Here is an 18,334-nt window from a genome sequence, read left to right on the forward strand (position 1 = left end):
TACTATTGTGTTTGTATTTAATTATACAACATAGCAATGTAATTTTTCAAATATTTAACATAATTAAATATAAATTACTTCTCTAATTTTAAAATCTTTTAACCTTGTATCAGAATGAGATGTACACACACCTTACAAATTGTTCATTACTATTTAACATCAAATCCGTACCCATGACCATATATGTGTTCGTTACCGTAGTCGGACTCGTGTATGTACACAGTTACGTGTACGTGCCCGTGGTTGAATTTAGGATTATAAAACATTACCACTTTTCAGCATCTTAACTTTGTTTTCACCTATTACCGCTTGGTCAATGGTTCCACTATTTAAAGATCGTACTGGTGCATAACTGCTTGCAATGTTTTTAAGTATCTCAGTAGTGCTTTGCCCAGTTTGCTCTAAAATGCGGTCTTTGCTTTGTAAAAATCCTGCTATAATTTGGCTTTGGCGTTTTGATGCCACATCAATTTGCATAGTATAATGTTTAGCTTGAAGCATCATATCATCTTCAATTCGTCGCCTATACAGGTCATGGGAGGGTGTTCCTATTTCATATTTTTCAAGCAAAGATAATAGCTGGGGTAGTTTATCTGTATTATAAATATCATCATCTGCCTTAATTTTATCTCCAAGTTCATCATAAAAAGAGTCTATTTCTCGTATTATTTGTAATGAACATTTTTCTATAATTTGCAATCTTTTTTCCGCTACTTCAGTTAATCTGTCTTGCATAGCAATAATTGTTTGAGCCATAAAATTCAAACCCTTTGCCTTTGCTTGCTCTAATGCAATATTGCTTTGTGTTTCAAATTCAAGTAATTCAAGTCTTGCGTTGTTCATAAGTACTATACGTTCATTTTCCATACCTGCTAAACGTAAATTTGTATCTGCCTCTATTTCAGCCACTTTAACTTTATCTGGTTCAGAGGAAGTGGAGGATGTACTTCTACCTCCTCCACTAGTGCCTCCACCAAAGATACTTTTAATTGCGCCACCTATTGTACCTAATAATCCCATATCTTTCCCTCCATGTCGTGGTAGTTTACCAGCATTTATAAGCCCATTGAATAATGATCTACCTGCTTACTTCTAAATCTGCCCAATGTGCATGTATTAGCAAAATATTCACAGTTATTAAATTATAACCTTTAGCTCACCTATTTCATAAGTTCTTTCCTCATTTTAAAGATAAGAGCGTTATACTCTTTTTCACGCCTTTGAAGTTCCTCGCTATAAGCTTTGCTATCCGAAATATACACTTCAAAATTTTTACGTTTCAAATCTGCAAATTCTGTTAAAACATTAAGTGAAATTTTTGATAGCTCTTTATTTTTTACAAAATCAAGTATATCATCTACTTGTAAATCTAACAGTTTTTCTGCCCATTTAAGTAAAAAAAGTCTATCTTCTGATTTTTCAAGAGAAAATATAATACCTTGTAAATCCTTTTGTAGCTTTGAAACAAGCTTGTAAAGTTCACTTTCCGCTTCAAATTTTTCTTGCAAATCTCCGCCAGCTTGGAAAGCAAATTTTTGATAGATATGTTTTCTTTCTTCAAGATAAAACTTGTCTATTCCAACTTTATATTCTTGCAGTAGTGCAATAACCTTTTCGCTCACAGTTGTCTCATTGTCCATAACATCAATTAAACTGCCGTTTAACCCACGAGAAATGAGGGGTAAAAATCTTTCTTCTACAACAAAGCGCTTCTTTTGCCAATCAGCATACCAACCATTATAAATTTCACTTTCTATACTGTCATCCTCACAAGTATTTTTAAAGTCATCTTTTAGTGTAGATTTAAACACCTTATAATCCTCGCTCCAACTATACCAAAGAGTTACCGCACTGCTGGCAAACTTTCTATTTTCCTCAAAGTACTCTATTTTAAGGAGAGCATTTTTTATAATAGTTGCAGCATTTTCTACTATAAAATTAAAGCTAGCACGCTCTTCTTTTTCTAAAATAGCAAGTTCTTTCAGGCCATTATCTCCACTATTTATCGCTTCAAGTCTATCCTCTATATCCTGAGCTTGCCTTTTAATTGCAAGGAGTTTAGAATTTACAGAGTTCATACCAAGTTCAAAGTGATTTTTGAAAAAGATTTGTCTTTTTTCAATGAGTGTATTTTCATCTTTACTTAAATTAGGATTTTCATCATATTTTTTAGATAGCTTTAATCCGATCACATTAAAGTCACGAATTATTTCACTCTTTATTTCTTCGTAATAATGGAGCTTGTCCATAAAATCATCAATTACAGAGACCACTGCCCTATGGTATTTTATTATGGAGCTGTCAATAGCCTTAATATCATATTTTAGTAATAGTGAATTATAATCAAAGGTAGAAGACAATAAGATTACATGTTGTAAGCTATCAATTTGCGCTTGTAGTTCATTTAAATCTTTTAGTAGGGCCGGTTTTTCAAAGTAAATTTTTTTATAAAGATGTGTTATTTCATCATCATTAAATAGAGGCCAAAGCTCATTATTCACAAAAATGTTAAGTGTAAATTGTAAGCGTTCTATTTCTGTATAGACAAGATTGGTAGGGGATATATTGTTTTTATAGTCAATTGTAATTATAGATTTATTAATCGGTTCCATTTTCTCATTATAATTTCCCATAGTTAAATCAGCTAAATTTATGGAGTGGCTGTCGTCTGAGACCTTATTTAAATGAAATCCATACATATCTTTTATTGTATAATTTTTTTTATTACCTAAAGGAAATGTTTTAGTGTATACCGCATCCTTAAATTCATCATATGTAGGTAAGTCCCAATTTGAATAACCATCTATTTGTAAGGTTTTTGTGATTTCTAAGGCTTCCTCATGAGATCTATTTACTGTAGCATAATCAAAATAATCTAGGTTTGCCCATAGAATACCTGTATCTTTATCCATAAGTACCCTGGGTTTATTCTTAAAAAAGTACCAACGCTGTGATTTTATTGCTTGCAGAATTCTATCTACTCCTGTACCTGATAAACCTCTGATTTCTTCACTGATTCTATTTAAATCATCCTCTAAATTAGATAGCTTAACACTTAAACTAATTTTTTCAGCTGAAAACTTTGCATGTTTTATATTGAGCTTAGAAATTATTTTTGCATTATCCTCGTTATCAATACCCTCACAGGTTGCTTCTATTTCTCTAATTTTTGTGAGTAATCCTTCTTGCTGCATTAATAATATGTTTATATCACTCATATTTAGCACCCCTTATCGTATGTAACTATTTCTAACTGTTTCAATGTTTGTCCTACCGTGGGGAGAAGTCCCATTACCATCAATTATTGTAGCCTCATCCTCACCAATGATAGGCTTTAATCTTGTTAGGTACCAATCTGTTATGCTGGTATTACTTGCTGCTTTACGTATGTAATCATAGGTACCATACTGTGTAGTTTTATTAGTTCTGATAACTACTCTTATTTCTTCAAGTTCAAATATCTGACGTTCAAGTTCTGCTGCAGAAATAGAATTCATTATAAAAACCTCACTTTCCATAAGTTACTATAAACAACATTTTAGATTCAATTATTGCTATTGTCAATTTATTTAGACATTATTTGCAGGCTTATTTGAATGCTATTAGCTATTTATTTCTTGTATTTTCAAATATAATGATTCATTAGCACTTTTTTCATCTGTTAGAGTTAACATCATCGTAAATGTTCCATTGCTTTTTAATATATCATAAACATTTGGAAAGTTGATTTCCTCCAGTATCCACTGGAATTTCGCGGCTGAATAAACAAAATCGAATTGATGGTGCCCAAAATCATATGTTTCAAAATCAGCATTTATAATTTGAAAATTATCATATGAACTAAATTTATTGTTTGTATAGAATACAAACAATTTTTAATTCACCCGATTCTACTAATAAGTCTGTGTTTTTTTATTGTGAAATTATATAGCATAAACTACTTTACAGTATATAGTAGTTTATGCTATTACGTAATTATGAGGTGAGAAAAATTGTAAATAAATAAAGATATTAGTACAGTATTTAATAAATCTAAAAAAAAGCTTGTATATGTAGCAATGGCTAGTCCACTTAATGATAATTTTAAGTTGGAAAATATAGAATACATATACCCGAGTGATTTTCAAGGTGAAGCTGTTGAGGAGGGTATTGGAGCTACGAGCAAGCAGCTTACCACAGAGAAGGGTAGCAAAGATATAATTATAGGTAGCAGTAATGAAAACGGTCCCCCCAGGTATCTAAGAAGAATAGGTATCTCATCCTTTGTCTGGCTTGGTTGTTGCTTGATATCAATCATTGCTTGGGCTTTAATAAAGGTTGATTTACGTATTAAATTTAGGCACTGATAAGGAGTAAAATAACCTATTAAAATACCGCAACAGTAAGTAAACTTGTCCAAAGTACAAATAACGTACTCGTGCCTATTCACGGTAACGTGTACGTGCTTGTGTTTATATCCGTACTATTATCAGTGGTTTCAATGCTTACCATCAATGGTACTGTTGAAAAATGCAACTGCCACTTTGCTTCTACTTGTTAATCAATCCAATTGTGTACATTAGTCATTTCTCCTACATAATCATTATTGATTTCAAAAAACTTCGCATTATTCGTTCTACAGAGTTCTTTGATTTGAGAATGGAGTTTAATAAAATTATCTCGGTTCATATAATCATAACAGTCCTTTTGTTCTAAATATTCAGGCTCAAAATCCCTAATATGCGCAGGCGGTAAATAGCACTCTTCAATAATGATGTGTTGTCCATTCTCAATATTAGTCATTATAATGCCCTTTATTATTGGCCACAGTTTATATGAAAGTTCAACATCATCATCAGTTACAGAAAAATCACAATATTTACTTCCACGAATCAACCCCATTATACAATAAAAAATTATCGAACAGCTTCTTGTTTTTGGCTCCTGTATTCCTTGACTTTATTTTCTCTCTACAATTTCACCATTATTTTTCAAAATACTCTTCTCTGGAATATAACCTCTTACAGAACTTAATGGATAAACAATACTATCTTTTCCTATTATCGTCCCTGGGTTTAAAACTGAATTACATCCTACTTCCGATAAATCGCCTACAATTGCACCAAATTTTCTTAAACCAGTTTCAATATTATCTGTACCATATTTTACTTTTACTAATGTTCCATCGGACTTTAAATTGGAGATTATTACACCTGCCCCCAAATGGGCTTTATACCCTAATATTGAATCACCAACATAATTATAATGCGGAACCTGCACTTTATTAAAGAGGATTGAATTTTTAATTTCAGTTGAGTTTCCAACTACAACATCATTACCAATGATAACATTTTCTCTAATGTAAGCGGAATACCTGATTTCGCAATTGTAACCGATAATCGCTGGGCCTTTTATAAGAACACCTTTTTCGATAGTAGTACCTTTGCCAACCCAAACAAATTCCTCTATTCTTTCAAAATCGCCTGGCAGATTTTTTGCGTATTCAAAAATGAAATTCTTAATTTTTGTAAGGGCTTCCCAAGGGTACTTAACCCCTTCAAATATGGCCCTTGTATCTAATTCTTCAATGTTTAATAGTTCGTCAACGGAAATGTTCATCATAATCCTCCCCTAATTTATTTCGTCATTTTTTACAGTTGCGACGCAACTTAAGAAAATTGCGAATAATTAATGCATATTAGTTTAAACTTTGAGCGGTGTTTTGCCATCTTTATTCTTCCTAATTTTTTATATGTTTTACCATCTTTAATATCATCGCTAATAATGTTATCTATAGCAGTGACACTATGGTTGTTTTTTTGGCATTATTATGTCACACACTATATAACATATGAGCCCTGACCCGGCTCCTAATAATGCGAATAATAATGTTACGGAGATAAAAGCTAACCTAACCCATACTGACTTAATTTCAAAACGTTCTGCAATACCACCACAAACTCCATCTGCTAATATATTTGTAGAAGATTTGTATAGACCTTTTTGCATACACTCACCACCTTCTATTGTAATACATAGAATTTTTTCTTAATTCTATGTAAATTGAAATTAGTTTTACTTTACACTTTAAGAATATTCCGAAATTATAATTATGTTGTTACTCTTAAATCAGTATTTTATTATTTGTCATTAGATTTGCTAATACTATATTTATATAGGTTTTCATCTTCCTCTTCATCAAAAATAGTCCCTAATAATTTACCATTATTTTTTTCAATAATTTTTCTTGAAAATGCATTATCTATGTTACAAGTAACCATTACCTCTTTTATACCAATTTTTTCTGCTTCAACTAATGCTAATTTTAGAATTTGAGTACCATAGCTTTTTTTTCTATAATCTGGTGATATATCATAGCCTATATGACCATCTGTACCTACATCGTGATGCCTAACTCTTACTACTCCAACAACTTCATTATTATCAATTAACCAAAATGTTGAGGTTATAACCCATCCTTTAGGTAAATCTATTCCTCTAGAATACTTGTATAAATCGTCTACATATTCATTAAAATCTTCCATTCCTTTTTTATATTTAGTAAAATAATAATTATCATTTGCATTTTTATATGCTATAACATAATCTTCAAAACTCTTTTTATATTCTTTGCTTGGCATAGATAAAAATAAATCTTTCATAAAATACACTCCTTTTTTACATATACTAATTTGCCATATTATACTGAGACGACATAAAACCTTTATTTAATTATAACATTATTACTGTAAATTGGAGTCGCAATCAAAGGCTAGTCCACATCAGATTTTCTCATTCACTGCCATTTAATTTATTAAGGTACTGCAACATTCATCTTTCTACTTAGTATTAGTAGAAGTCAGTAAACTTGTTCAAAGCAAAAATAACGTACTCGTGCCTATTCACAGTAACGTGTACGTACCCGTGGGTATATATGTACTATTATCAGTGTGTTCAATGCTTTTACCATCAATGGTACTCTTGAAAATAAACCTGCAACTACAGATTTGTGGTATGTTGTTCTATTGTCTTATAAGAAGAATATTATGAATTAGTTTGATTCCTTTTTTATATACATCAGTTCTAATACAAATAATCCAGGGCTTAAAACCCCCACCATTCCCAAACAGCCCTGCTATAATAAGACCTAAATACGCCATTATTAGTGAAAGTATAATTAAAATCATAGTTATTATCATAACATCGACTAGTTATATTTTAAGACCGTTGTGACGCAAAATTTAAGAATATTGTGAATTAATATAACTTCTGATTATGCTTATTTTGCGGGAGTTAGAGGAACTTATTCATTGATGTATAATTTGATACTCGAAATCCAAGATTTTCATATAATGGTTTCCCTTTTTCAGTCGCCATTAAATCAACTGCCGCAACGCCTAATAGCTTTGCTTCTGATAAAAGTTCAGTCATAACTTTCGTAGCAATGCCTTTTCCTCTATGTTGAGGGTATGTAAAAACATTGTATACCGTACCGACAAGATATGATGAAAACGCTATTAACGGAGGTCTTTCCACGATTGACATAAATGCAGTTGCTAATACTTCATTTTCATTTTCGGCAATGATAGCAATAAATCCCTTGTTAAGGTGTTGAGTAAAATATTCTTCTAACCTCGTTCTAATATCTTGCACTTCTTCCGAAGAAGACACACCTTTTTCTGCAAACAGGTATTCCATACGAATCTTTATGAGGAGGTCAATATCCTCTTTAACCGTTTTTCTTACTTTCATGTTTTGCACCACCTTATATTTATAATCTTCAGTTCGCACTTTTTTTACTGAGACGACATAAAACATTTATTTAATTATACTATTATCTGTGTTTTCAATGCTTTTACTATCAATTATAATCTTGAAAATGCACCTAAACCTTGTCCATTTTATCATCATGCAATGAAAAACAGGATAACTCTTTTTAAGCTCTGCAACTACAGATTTGTGGTATGTTGTTCTATTGTCATATAAGAAGAATACTATGAACTAACATTTAAAATTTTTTAATTTGCTATACCTATCACTATTTATAACCCATCCAATTAGAGAATTTATTAAACCAAAGATAGCACCCATTATCAAAGCAACAAACACTGTTTGGCTTTGTTCATATCCGTACATGCTAAGTTTGTTTAATATAAAAACTATGCCAATTATACCCATCATAATGGTGTAACAAATAATAATTTTAATAGTATATCTCAATATTCCTTTTTCTTTTACTTTTTTCCAAGATTTAATGAAAGTTTCATCATCATCATGAAATAGCCTTGATACTTTGCTTGGCTTTATCCTATTTGTTTTAATTAAATATTGGATAATAAGACTTAAAACAGGAATTGCAACAAGAAAAACAATCAATATTTTTAATAACCCCATGTTGGAACCTAATCTTTCTCATGCTACCATAACAATACTAATTTATTTATACCTATATCTAAGCGCTTTGTCTAATTCTAATCTGACGCAACTCCCAGGGATATTATACCATTCATTTATGCAAGTTGTCACAAAAAGTATATCTTTTGTGTTGGCATTATTTGATGTGACAAAAGTGCTAAAGGGACTTATGTGGCAATATTTAAAGATAATTATTGTCATGTAGCTGTTTTTTATATTAATTGTTTCCGCATTCCTACATGGGTTTATAAAACTTACTTTGGGAATATATGTATTAACATATATTTCGTCGGAAATCTTGGCGCTATCACAATAGCATTTTTAGATACTATAAGTTTAAACTTAAAAAAATAATATTAAATATACCATTAAGAAATAAAAAGAAAACTTCAGTGGGAGGATAGCAATTGAGAATTGTTATCTGCTCCAGAGGTCTACAAGGGGGTAAATCTCCTTCTGAAGTCGTTAATATTGCAGCTCCGAAGAAGATAAACAGCTGCGCAGGTGATGATTTAATTGTAAAAACAATTTGCACGTTATCTATACTTAGTGTGACAGTTCTCATATAAAGCATATAATTTTCCTAGGGCTTACGTCGGATTGGTAATTTATTCTGACGTTGTTATAATAATTAATTTTTCTGAATAGTAGTATCTTATGTAAGTAAATATTACAGAAATATAGTGTAGATAAATTAAGGAGGATAAGATAATGGAACAAGAAAAGAAATGTCCAGAATGTGGTTGTGAAAAAATTGCACAAGCTAAACTTGATATTAATGCAAAAATATATCCTATTGACGCATTTTTCAAAATTATGAATGGTTCAGAAGTGAGTGCAGAGGTATGTACAAAATGTGGTTATATTTTAAATATGAGAGCATTATCACCAGAAAAATTCAAGTAATAATTCACCTTTTTCATAAGTTACGACATAAATAATTTATTTAATTATATCATTATTACCGTAAATTTGAGTCGCAGTCAAAGGCTTTCTTTCTATTTAGTATTAGTAGCAGTCAGTAAACTTCTCTAAAGCAAAAAAACGTACTCGTTCCTATTTACGGTAACGTGTACGTGCTCGTGGTTATATACGTATTATTATTCTACACATTTTTTAAGTAATTGACATAGTTCTATGTCATCATCAATAATCAAAATATTATTTTGCATACCATGACCTCCATCATTTATCACTTTTGAGCTTCTTCCTTGCATCCACAGGATTATCTGTACTTTTGGGGATTGCCCGCGCATCTCCAAAACGGACAGCCCCAGCTATTTGATTTTCCTCGCAAAGTTTCTGTACCCTGCGTTCTAAAATACCCCATTTATCGGCTACCTGCTGTACCGAAATATAATCAAGCATACTTAATCCTCCAAAAGTTATGTTAAGGTCATTATATAAGCAGAACCGAATTTTCACTATATTGCATCTGGATTAAAGACTGGAGATCTGTGCATTGGCTGTTTCAATACCTATGAAACAAGATATAGCCATATGATGGGTATTACTTCCATTATGTGGCCGGGTTTTACACGTATGTCGGGTGTACCCTTGCCGTACCCCTAATTGAGGAATCCATACTAAATCTTTCTTCTACAAGAAACATATATAATTGCTGAAAGATATATTACAGAGACTATCAACCCTGATAATACACCAACAATAGCGTCTTGATTATTTCCTAAAATGCTACCAATAAAAATTGATAATGTAAGTCCTATAATAAAAACAAGTAACCCGTTATAAAAATTTTTCATTTTTTCACTCCTCTTCAAGAAATTTAGCACGTTATTATTAGCAGTAATACGAGAACTGTGGAATTTAAAAGCATATAGACTATTGGATATTTCAATCCATATTGTTGCTAAACAAGCACAACCACAACCACAACCAAAATCTTTATAATCATGTTGCTTAACACAACAATACTTTGCAAATAAATTTTTTATTCACCCATTTTTTACAATTTATTATATCAAAATGTCAAATAATATGATACATTATAAACATAAAAAGGAGATTTAGTATATATCAGCAATAAAGTTAAAAAGTTATCCTTAATAATTTCGCTAATTATTTTCTCTGCGTTTACAGTGAGAGGATTATATAATTTTTCACATCCAAACAATAATAACTATTTTTATATGAATCTATTATTAATAGCTGCTCGCACATTGCTGAAACTGAAATAAATACCTTTTCATGGAAAATTATCATTATTCTAATATATATTTGTGTTCTCGATATAAAAATAGTTAATTAAAAAAATTTTTTAAAGAAAGTAATAATATTGAAAAATTTTGGAATAGAACTGAAGTGAAATTAAGTGATGTTTTTCAGGTGTTTTGTGAAAAATTAAAAAATAATAATATTCAAATATAAAATCAAAGTAAAATATTAGGAGGTATAAAATGAAAATAGGGGATTTTCTAAATAACAGGAAAGATAAAGGTGCACCCATAATTACAGCATTTTTTCTAAGTTGTTTATGTATGCTAGTATCGTTAGCTGTGGGGTTAATACACAATTTCTTTGGCATGAATTTATTAGGACAATTATTTTCAGTACTTGTATTATTAATATCATTTGTATTAATAGGAAAAATACTTTTCAATGTTAACTATAGTGGATTATTTAAAGAGATTAAGCTTAGTAAATGCGATTGTATGGATAATTTACTGATTACAATGTTTTTTTCTTCAGTTTTTGCACTCATTAATATTTTAATATACTACATAAGTTTTATGATTAATCCTGATAAAACAAAATCCATTGGCTATTTTATCAAAACTGTAGCTTCTGATAACAACGTTTATACAAATAGTAGTTTGGATATATTAGCTTTTATAATTATAGTAGCTATTGGAGTAGCAGCAGAGGAGATCTTTTTCAGATATACTGCATATAAAATTTTTGTTAAGAAAAAAGAAGATATAAAAATTTTTATTATATTAACCTCAATAGTATTTGGGCTTTATCATTTTAGTAGTATATCTCGATTTATTGCAACTCTAGTTATGTCTATTTTTCTATCAATTATATATGTAATGACAAAAAGTGTGGTATATACTTTCATTTCACATGTTTTATGGAATTATTTTATTTCAATAGCTTCAGTTTTTATAGTGTATTTCAAAGATATAAATACGAGCATGGTTACTGGTCAATGCATAATTGCAGAAATAATAATAATTAGTCTGTTAGCGTTATTAAGCATTTATTCATATTACAAAAGAGGACATATTTTATCGTTAAATATTAGAAATAAAATGCATAGCATTAAGAGATGCTTAGACTCAGGCAGAGTTTGATTATGAGGAATACGATAGTAATCTGAGTCTTAGATAACTGTATCAGCTGGCATCTCCAATCTTAAGAGGATGGGAGTGTTACGGATGGTAGCCATGAAATTAAAATTAAATTTAAAAATTCAAGGCTTCATTCGAAAATGTGAATGTAATGTTTCAAATAAAATCGTACATCCTAATTTACGTCATTAATATTTATATTTATAAATCAAATAAGCAATAGGTTTTATTATTAGTGCAATACCCAAAATTATCATAAGTGCATCATAAGTAGTAACAATAATCTTGTTTGCATTTATTAGTTGACTAAATATAAGAGTAACTGCAAAAAGTATACTGTAACTAATGCTTGAAGATTTTTCGCTTATAAGTTTCTTTCTTTCATCTTCATACCTTTCGTTTAAATTACCTTTTGTTCTCTTCAATAAATATATAAGGTACAAAAGCGATAGGATACCTATAACAAGCAGAACCCAATAGCCATTCTTTTTAGTAACAAAAGCGAAAATTCCTTTGCCTATAAATAACATTGCAAATACTCCAGCCCCTATAATTATTGACTCAGTTTTCTTTTTATTTTCCATTTTTATAGACCTCCTATTCAAAGATAAATATTTCTTCGATTATTTTATTAAATACTTTTGATATTTTGTAAGCGAGCATAATGGAGGGATTATATTTTTCTTTTTCTAGCGATATTATAGTTTGTCTTGAAGTTTCTAATAATTTTGCTAAATCTTCTTGTGTTAAGTTTCGCCCCTCCCTTAATTCCTTTATACGATTTTTCATAGCAACACCTCTTTTAATGTAAAGTTAACATTACATTAAAATCATACATCAAAATGTGGTAAATGTAAAGCTAGCTTTACGAAAATTTTTATCTGTAATTTTTTTAAGTAACATAAATAACGCTTATCCATGTTAAACACATGAATAAGCGTTATTTCGTAATATTATACTGAGAAGACATAAAACCTTTATTTAATTATAGCATTATTATCGTAAATTGGAGTCGCAGTCAAAGGCTAGTCCACATCAGATTTTCGCTTTCACGGCTCCTGGTCCGAAAGGAAGCTTTGGACAATCTTACTCACTGTCATTTAATATAACATTCTATTAAGATACCGCAAGATTCATCTTTCTATTTAGTATTAGTAGCAGTCAGTAAACTTGTTTAAAGCAAAAAAAATAACATACTCGTGCCTATAAACGGTAACGTGTACGTGCTCGTAATTATATCCGTACTATTATCAGTGTTTTCAATGCTTTCACCATCAATGGTACTGTTAAAAAACGCATATGAATCTTGTCTATTTTTTATCATGGAATGAAAAATAGGATAACTCTTTTTAAGCTCTGAAACTACACCTTTGTGGTCTGCTACTCTATTGTTGTATAAGAAGAATATTATGAATTGGTTTGATTTCTTTCTTATATACATCAGTTCTAATACAAATAATCCAGGGCTTAAAACCCTCACCATTCTAAACAAATAAATAATTCATTTATAACTTTTCTATTTTTGTTGCATATATAAGGTATTAGGATAAAATCCAAGCTTCTTATAAAAACATATGGTTGATTCATTCTCCTGGGACACAGTTACTCCAATCACTTTACAATTCATTTCCTTCATCCATTCTATGTGTTGGGATGCAAGTTGCCCGCCAACTCCAGTACCTCGATTACTCTCACCAACATGCAGCGATTGAAGTTCTCCCGTTTCATTCACTATGGTTGATATACAATATCCTATATATTTATCATTGTTTTTAGCCACAGTTATTTTCATTGTATCTTTATTAAACATAGAAAAAGCCTTTATTCTTTCATCAAAGCGAATAGAGCGATATGATTCTTTAAAGTATTCTGAACTATCCTCATGATACAACCTGTTCTTTTCCCAAAGGTCCTTGATGATATAAATGTCATTATAAGAAATATCGTAAATCTCACTCATAATTATCTACTCCTTAATATATTTATTACATATAATTTACCAATTTGACGTAACTTCCAGGAATATTATACCATTCGTTTATGCAAGTTGCCATAAAATTATACCTTTTGTACTGGCACTATTTGATGTGACAAAAGTGCTAAAGGGACTTATGGGGAATATTTGTCATGTGGTTGTTTTTTACATTAATAGTTTCCGAATTCCTACATAGGTTTATGAAATTCACTTTGGAAGTATATGCATTAACATATATTTTGTCGGAAAATTTGGCGCTATCACAATAGCATTTGTAGATACAATAATATTAGTTATAGAGGCAGAGACCCTCTATAAGTTTAAAACTAAAAAAATAATATTAAATATACCATCAAGAAATAAAAATTGACCTTGATTTTGCTTTAATTGTAAAAACAATTTGCACGTTATATATACTTAGTGTGACAGTTTTCATATAAAGCACATAATGGTATAATATTCCTAAGAGTTACGTCGGATTGGTAATCTATGGTGAAGTAAAGAATATTTATTAACAATAAAAAATATGAATTTGTAGGGGGATTAAAAATGGATACTTATGAAAAGGCTTTACAGACTATGAATGAATTATTTGCAAAGGATTATCAATTTGCAATGGCTACAGTGAAAGGTAATACACCATCAGTTCGATTTGTTGACACCTTTTTTGAGGATGGTTCATTTTATGTAGTTACATATTCAAAGTCACAAAAGGTTCAAGAATTGAAAGATAATAGTCAAGTTTCACTATGCAATAATTTATATCGTTTCAGTGGAAATGCTTATAATATTGGTCATCCGTTATTATTAGAAAATAGAGCGATAAGAGAAAATTTAATTAAAGTCTTTGAGCCTTGGTATTTCGCACATAATAATGAAAATGATGAAAATATGTGTTATGTAAAAATTGAACTTAAGGAAGGATTTTTCTATAAAGATGGAATAGGATATAAAGTAAACTTTCAACTAAAAGAAGTTGAACAATTTCCATTTGATTATGATATTGTACCAGTATCATAATTTCTGGATTTCAATTGAAGAGACTGTAAAAAAACACAGCATCCCATAGAATTTGTGAAATCAAGTGCGGTTGGTATAGTGCATAAAGTACAGCAAATTTATTACACAATATTCTTTAAGTGCGTTACAATGGTACTTTATCTTTCATTATCTTTAAAATAATTAATAATAAGGGAAAGGAGTGTTTAAGTGCGCATGAACAAAATAATGGATATTTTTATTGGCTTAGGTTTAAGTGCGTTCATACTAATAATATGGGTATATGAAATGGTAGTTGCAAGTGATATACCTGTTGAAATATCTTACAAGGGTAGTGTAGTAATATCTTGTTTGTTAGTTTTATTTCTTATAATATATAGTTTTTATACAAGAAAAACTATATATATACTAATGAATACGATATTGTTGTTAATTCTGTTGTTTCTATGGTTTATGTCTATGCAACAGGCATTAACATATCACTATCACAAATATGATACGGTGGTTGATATTATAGGTTTTTCTATTACTTTGATTTTATTTTTGCAACTTATCTATAGGAAAGTAAAAATAAAGGGTAAGACGTAACCTTCATAAATCGTTTCAATTATAAAACTACGATTGATGAACAATCGTAGAATATAATGAAACAATCTAATATTTAAAAAATTAAATTTAAATATATATTCTTATAAAAGGAGGATTATAAATGCAGATAGAACCATAAAAATCAATTTCTTTAATATCATTAATTAACAAAATTAAAGGAGAGATTAATTTATGAAAAAAAGTATACTTGAAAATATAAAGAACTATTTGAAGGAACAATATAACTGCCATTCAATAATATTATATGGCTCGTTTGTTAATGATACTTATACAGATGAAAGCGATATAGACATTATTTGTTTTTGTGATAATGTCCTTAAAAAAAATGATACTACTATAATTAATGGAAGGCAACTTGATGCATGGATGTATAATACAAATATGATGACAAAAGAAGAAGAACTACTCCATATTAAAGGTGGAAAAATTCTTTTAGATAAAAAAGACTTATGTGCCAAATTATTAGCGAATATAGATAAACTTTTTAATGAGGGTGCAAAAAAGCTTATGTTAGAAGAGATAAATTTTCATAAAAGTTGGTTGATGAAAATGCTAAATAGGGCAAAAAAGGGTGATGTTGAAGGTGATTTTAGATATCATTGGATGTTAGTAGATAGTTTGACAATATATTTTGGTATAAAAGGCTTATGGTATCTAGGTCCAAAAAAATCTTTACATTGGCTTAAAGAGAATGATGGACATGCCTATAAATTATTTAATGATGCCTTAAATATTAATTCATCATTTGAAAAAACAGAGAACTTAATATCTTTTATTGTTAATTCATAATATTCTAAAGTTACGATATAAATAACTTATTTAATGATATCATTATTACCGTAAATTGGAGCCGCAATCAAAGGCTAGTCCACATCAGATTTTCTCCTTCATGCGAAAATCTGATGTGGCACAAGCTCTTTCACTGTTCGGGTAGTAACGGAACTAAAAACGGCTATAAGCATGTAAAAAAATGTATTCAAAATTTTAATACCTGTTTATCATCAATCTTAAGAAAAAGAAAAAAAGGCATTGCTGCCTTTTGGGTTGGTGAATAATATATGAATATTGTTCACTTATCATATATTATTCATTTGTATATTCTCAATTTTTGTTTTCGATTTTCCACCATATTAATTCATCAGTTTCCTTATATTTGATAGCACCTACATTTTCTAACACTTTATGTGAAGGTATATTTGTCTTTTCTGTATCTGCAATCACACACAGTGCTTTGGGATTTTCAAAAATCCATTCAGTTAATCCTTTTAATGCTTCAGTAGCATATCCATTTCTTCTATACTTTTCTTCAATGACATATCCAACAATTACCTCACCAATTTCATTAGGATAGCCTTTAAGCATTATAAAACCAATTATTTGATTTTCTTCTTTATGGACTATAGCCCAATTAGTTAACCATAAATAATTTTCAACATCCTCAAGTACTTTTCTTAACCTTACTTTCATGGCGTATTGCATTTCTTCGTCAAGAATTATATTAGTGACTCTTAATCCCAAATCACTTTGCATTTCTCCATAATCCTCTACTGATAACGCAAGGTGATGTGACTGTAATGGCAATAACTTTAATCTTTCTGTTTCTAAATTGTAATTTATTAACCTTCTTGCTTCTTTAATTTCATTTCTTTTAATTAATCCATAATTCATTTTTACTATGCCTCCATAAAATCAAAATTTGGGCATAAAAATACCCTGAAATAGCTTTTTTAACTACACCAAGGTAAATGAATCTATCTGTATATTATGAAGTCATAACTTTAATATTATTCCAGCTACACATCAAAACTACATTAAAAGACCATATTTGGAGTAGTTATATATTTAAATTCTAACATATTAATTATCTTAATCACTGGCAACCACTCCTTTCAATATTTACAAATATACTATAACATAAAAAGTTAATAATATAAATCTTTATAATATATTATTTAAAAACTTCGCATTTTTTTACAGTTGCGCTTTATCACTAGAAACATCATACCATTAAACACCATTTTTACAAACTAATACAGCCTATCTACATACATTTCAAACTATAGTTTGATGTTAAAACCAATTGCCAGCCGTAGAGGTGTACCTTTTTAAAGAGTATATGGGTAGAGCTACATTTCCCACAAAACCCACGCTAAGACATAAAACCGATAAATATCTTATAATTCACCAGCTATAAGATATAGTAATGTATGGTACATAATGGTATAATTAGCTTAAAATTGTTGCATGATTGTAGAAATTCGCGAACTAACTACTGATATTTGTTATATGAACGATGACCTTTCAAGATTGAATAATAGGGTGTTAAAAACAAATTCATTTACTGCATTATACATAATAGTGATATAACAACAGAAACGATGTGTTATTGTTTCTATGTGACTTAAAAGAAAAGTGCAACATATTCTGTAGCAGTAACTAGCTATATTGTTTTTTAGATACACATTATTCTTAAATTGTTGAACAATTGTGAAATAGTAATTTAATATCTAAATATAATAAAAAGGGGTGAGAATATGGCAAAAATTAAAATTGTTGATGTAGACAAAATACCTTTATGCCCATATTGCGAGAAGCAATTGGATACAATAGAACGATTATATAAAGGTTTTTTTACCTCCACTGTTATTTATATTTGTCCTCATTGTAATAAAGTAATAAGTATTGGTTATAATGCATAATAAGACGCATTTTTCTTTTATTGTTCATCAACAAGAGTAGAAATGCTCTTGTTTAATATATTATTTTTTGTATTTTCGAAGGTTCATATTAAATAATTGGTATTATCAAACGCTTGCTGTGAACACGTTAGGTTTATTGTAACCATATATTTACATATTTATAGCTGATTACTGTTCCATTACTACCTATACCCCTGTTCCTGGTCCAAAAGGAAGCTTCGGACAATCTTACTCACTGTAATTTAATATAAAATTCTATTAAGGCACCGCAACATTTATCTTTCTACTTAGTATTAGTAGAAGTTAGTAAATTTGTCTAAAGTAAAAAACATACTCGTGCCTAT

At 29.7% G+C, this 18,334-nt stretch carries 24 protein-coding genes; 7 read left to right on the plus strand and 17 right to left on the minus strand.

Translation table 11 applies throughout. The annotated features are described in order from the left end of the window. Nucleotides 1-255: 255 nt before the first annotated feature. The 4 genes from G9F71_RS25170 to G9F71_RS25185 form a co-directional block, all read right to left on the minus strand. Nucleotides 256-1,020, minus strand: coding sequence for a hypothetical protein (locus G9F71_RS25170; protein WP_164952066.1), 765 nt, complete (start codon nucleotides 1,018-1,020; stop codon nucleotides 256-258). A gap of 140 nt (nucleotides 1,021-1,160) precedes the next feature. Next, nucleotides 1,161-3,218, minus strand: a complete 2,058-nt coding sequence (locus G9F71_RS25175; protein ID WP_164952067.1) for a hypothetical protein — start codon at nucleotides 3,216-3,218, stop codon at nucleotides 1,161-1,163. Nucleotides 3,219-3,230: 12 nt separating this feature from the next. After that, nucleotides 3,231-3,518 (minus strand): hypothetical protein, encoded by a 288-nt coding sequence (locus G9F71_RS25180; protein WP_202018005.1) that lies wholly within the window; start codon nucleotides 3,516-3,518, stop codon nucleotides 3,231-3,233. An 84-nt stretch (nucleotides 3,519-3,602) separates the two neighbouring features. Beyond that, complete coding sequence (locus tag G9F71_RS25185) at nucleotides 3,603-3,872, minus strand: methyltransferase domain-containing protein (RefSeq protein WP_164952068.1); 270 nt, start codon at nucleotides 3,870-3,872, stop codon at nucleotides 3,603-3,605. A 186-nt stretch (nucleotides 3,873-4,058) separates the two neighbouring features. Here G9F71_RS25185 and G9F71_RS25190 point away from each other — a divergent pair, with 186 nt between their 5' ends. Next, nucleotides 4,059-4,346, plus strand: coding sequence for a hypothetical protein (locus G9F71_RS25190; RefSeq protein WP_164952069.1), 288 nt, complete (start codon nucleotides 4,059-4,061; stop codon nucleotides 4,344-4,346). A gap of 190 nt (nucleotides 4,347-4,536) precedes the next feature. On the opposite strand, the gene G9F71_RS25195 is transcribed toward G9F71_RS25190, so the two are convergent. From G9F71_RS25195 to G9F71_RS25220, 6 genes are all read right to left on the minus strand, one after another. Beyond that, nucleotides 4,537-4,881, minus strand: a complete 345-nt coding sequence (locus G9F71_RS25195) for a hypothetical protein (protein WP_224626878.1) — start codon at nucleotides 4,879-4,881, stop codon at nucleotides 4,537-4,539. A 57-nt stretch (nucleotides 4,882-4,938) separates the two neighbouring features. Beyond that, nucleotides 4,939-5,598 carry a UDP-N-acetylglucosamine pyrophosphorylase gene (locus G9F71_RS25200; RefSeq protein WP_164952130.1) on the minus strand — a complete coding sequence of 220 codons (660 nt, stop codon included), beginning with the start codon at nucleotides 5,596-5,598 and terminating at the stop codon, nucleotides 4,939-4,941. A gap of 186 nt (nucleotides 5,599-5,784) precedes the next feature. After that, a complete protein-coding gene (locus tag G9F71_RS25205) occupies nucleotides 5,785-5,988 on the minus strand; it encodes a PspC domain-containing protein (protein WP_164952070.1) in 204 nt (67 codons plus the stop codon). A gap of 131 nt (nucleotides 5,989-6,119) precedes the next feature. After that, nucleotides 6,120-6,641: a GNAT family N-acetyltransferase gene (locus G9F71_RS25210; protein WP_164952071.1), complete on the minus strand. Its 522-nt coding sequence runs from the start codon at nucleotides 6,639-6,641 to the stop codon at nucleotides 6,120-6,122. A gap of 631 nt (nucleotides 6,642-7,272) precedes the next feature. After that, nucleotides 7,273-7,731 (minus strand): GNAT family N-acetyltransferase, encoded by a 459-nt coding sequence (locus G9F71_RS25215; RefSeq protein WP_164952073.1) that lies wholly within the window; start codon nucleotides 7,729-7,731, stop codon nucleotides 7,273-7,275. 249 nt (nucleotides 7,732-7,980) lie between these two features. Then, complete coding sequence (locus G9F71_RS25220) at nucleotides 7,981-8,373, minus strand: hypothetical protein (protein WP_164952074.1); 393 nt, start codon at nucleotides 8,371-8,373, stop codon at nucleotides 7,981-7,983. Nucleotides 8,374-9,105: 732 nt separating this feature from the next. On the opposite strand from G9F71_RS25220, the gene G9F71_RS25225 reads away from it, so the two are divergent. Then, on the plus strand, nucleotides 9,106-9,300 hold the full coding sequence (locus G9F71_RS25225; protein ID WP_164952075.1) for a transcription initiation factor TFIIIB: 195 nt from the start codon (nucleotides 9,106-9,108) through the stop codon (nucleotides 9,298-9,300). 279 nt (nucleotides 9,301-9,579) lie between these two features. On the opposite strand, the gene G9F71_RS25230 is transcribed toward G9F71_RS25225, so the two are convergent. Continuing rightward, a complete protein-coding gene (locus tag G9F71_RS25230; RefSeq protein ID WP_164952131.1) occupies nucleotides 9,580-9,762 on the minus strand; it encodes a DNA-binding protein in 183 nt (60 codons plus the stop codon). Between the two features lie 218 nt (nucleotides 9,763-9,980). Further along, a complete protein-coding gene (locus tag G9F71_RS25235; protein WP_164952076.1) occupies nucleotides 9,981-10,157 on the minus strand; it encodes a hypothetical protein in 177 nt (58 codons plus the stop codon). Nucleotides 10,158-10,811: 654 nt separating this feature from the next. On the opposite strand from G9F71_RS25235, the gene G9F71_RS25240 reads away from it, so the two are divergent. Then, nucleotides 10,812-11,711, plus strand: coding sequence for a CPBP family intramembrane glutamic endopeptidase (locus G9F71_RS25240; protein WP_164952077.1), 900 nt, complete (start codon nucleotides 10,812-10,814; stop codon nucleotides 11,709-11,711). Between the two features lie 185 nt (nucleotides 11,712-11,896). Here G9F71_RS25240 and G9F71_RS25245 read toward each other — a convergent pair whose 3' ends face one another. The 4 genes from G9F71_RS25245 to G9F71_RS25260 all read right to left on the minus strand — a co-directional run bounded on the left by G9F71_RS25245 (nucleotide 11,897) and on the right by G9F71_RS25260 (nucleotide 13,668). Then, a complete protein-coding gene (locus tag G9F71_RS25245; RefSeq protein ID WP_164952078.1) occupies nucleotides 11,897-12,292 on the minus strand; it encodes a DUF2178 domain-containing protein in 396 nt (131 codons plus the stop codon). Nucleotides 12,293-12,305: 13 nt separating this feature from the next. After that, nucleotides 12,306-12,497: a helix-turn-helix transcriptional regulator gene (locus G9F71_RS25250; protein WP_164948025.1), complete on the minus strand. Its 192-nt coding sequence runs from the start codon at nucleotides 12,495-12,497 to the stop codon at nucleotides 12,306-12,308. Nucleotides 12,498-12,882: 385 nt separating this feature from the next. Continuing rightward, nucleotides 12,883-13,149 carry a hypothetical protein gene (locus G9F71_RS25255; RefSeq protein WP_164952079.1) on the minus strand — a complete coding sequence of 89 codons (267 nt, stop codon included), beginning with the start codon at nucleotides 13,147-13,149 and terminating at the stop codon, nucleotides 12,883-12,885. 75 nt (nucleotides 13,150-13,224) lie between these two features. Next, entirely contained in the window at nucleotides 13,225-13,668 is a 444-nt protein-coding gene (locus tag G9F71_RS25260; RefSeq protein ID WP_164952080.1) for a GNAT family N-acetyltransferase, read from the minus strand. A 564-nt stretch (nucleotides 13,669-14,232) separates the two neighbouring features. Here G9F71_RS25260 and G9F71_RS25265 point away from each other — a divergent pair. The 3 genes from G9F71_RS25265 to G9F71_RS25275 all read left to right on the plus strand — a co-directional run bounded on the left by G9F71_RS25265 (nucleotide 14,233) and on the right by G9F71_RS25275 (nucleotide 16,080). After that, on the plus strand, nucleotides 14,233-14,703 hold the full coding sequence (locus G9F71_RS25265) for a pyridoxamine 5'-phosphate oxidase family protein (RefSeq protein WP_164952081.1): 471 nt from the start codon (nucleotides 14,233-14,235) through the stop codon (nucleotides 14,701-14,703). Between the two features lie 195 nt (nucleotides 14,704-14,898). Then, on the plus strand, nucleotides 14,899-15,270 hold the full coding sequence (locus tag G9F71_RS25270; protein ID WP_164952082.1) for a hypothetical protein: 372 nt from the start codon (nucleotides 14,899-14,901) through the stop codon (nucleotides 15,268-15,270). A 192-nt stretch (nucleotides 15,271-15,462) separates the two neighbouring features. Next, entirely contained in the window at nucleotides 15,463-16,080 is a 618-nt protein-coding gene (locus G9F71_RS25275) for a nucleotidyltransferase domain-containing protein (RefSeq protein ID WP_164952083.1), read from the plus strand. Nucleotides 16,081-16,392: 312 nt separating this feature from the next. On the opposite strand, the gene G9F71_RS25280 is transcribed toward G9F71_RS25275, so the two are convergent. After that, the gene (locus G9F71_RS25280) at nucleotides 16,393-16,959 is read right to left on the minus strand and encodes a GNAT family N-acetyltransferase (RefSeq protein ID WP_164947744.1); all 567 of its coding nucleotides are present in this window, start codon (nucleotides 16,957-16,959) and stop codon (nucleotides 16,393-16,395) included. A gap of 866 nt (nucleotides 16,960-17,825) precedes the next feature. On the opposite strand from G9F71_RS25280, the gene G9F71_RS25285 reads away from it, so the two are divergent. Continuing rightward, a complete protein-coding gene (locus G9F71_RS25285; RefSeq protein ID WP_164947745.1) occupies nucleotides 17,826-17,990 on the plus strand; it encodes a hypothetical protein in 165 nt (54 codons plus the stop codon). Nucleotides 17,991-18,334 lie beyond the last annotated feature (344 nt).

The organism is Clostridium sp. FP2, assembly GCF_011065955.2.
Lineage (GTDB): Bacteria > Bacillota > Clostridia > Clostridiales > Clostridiaceae > Clostridium_AD > Clostridium_AD tagluense.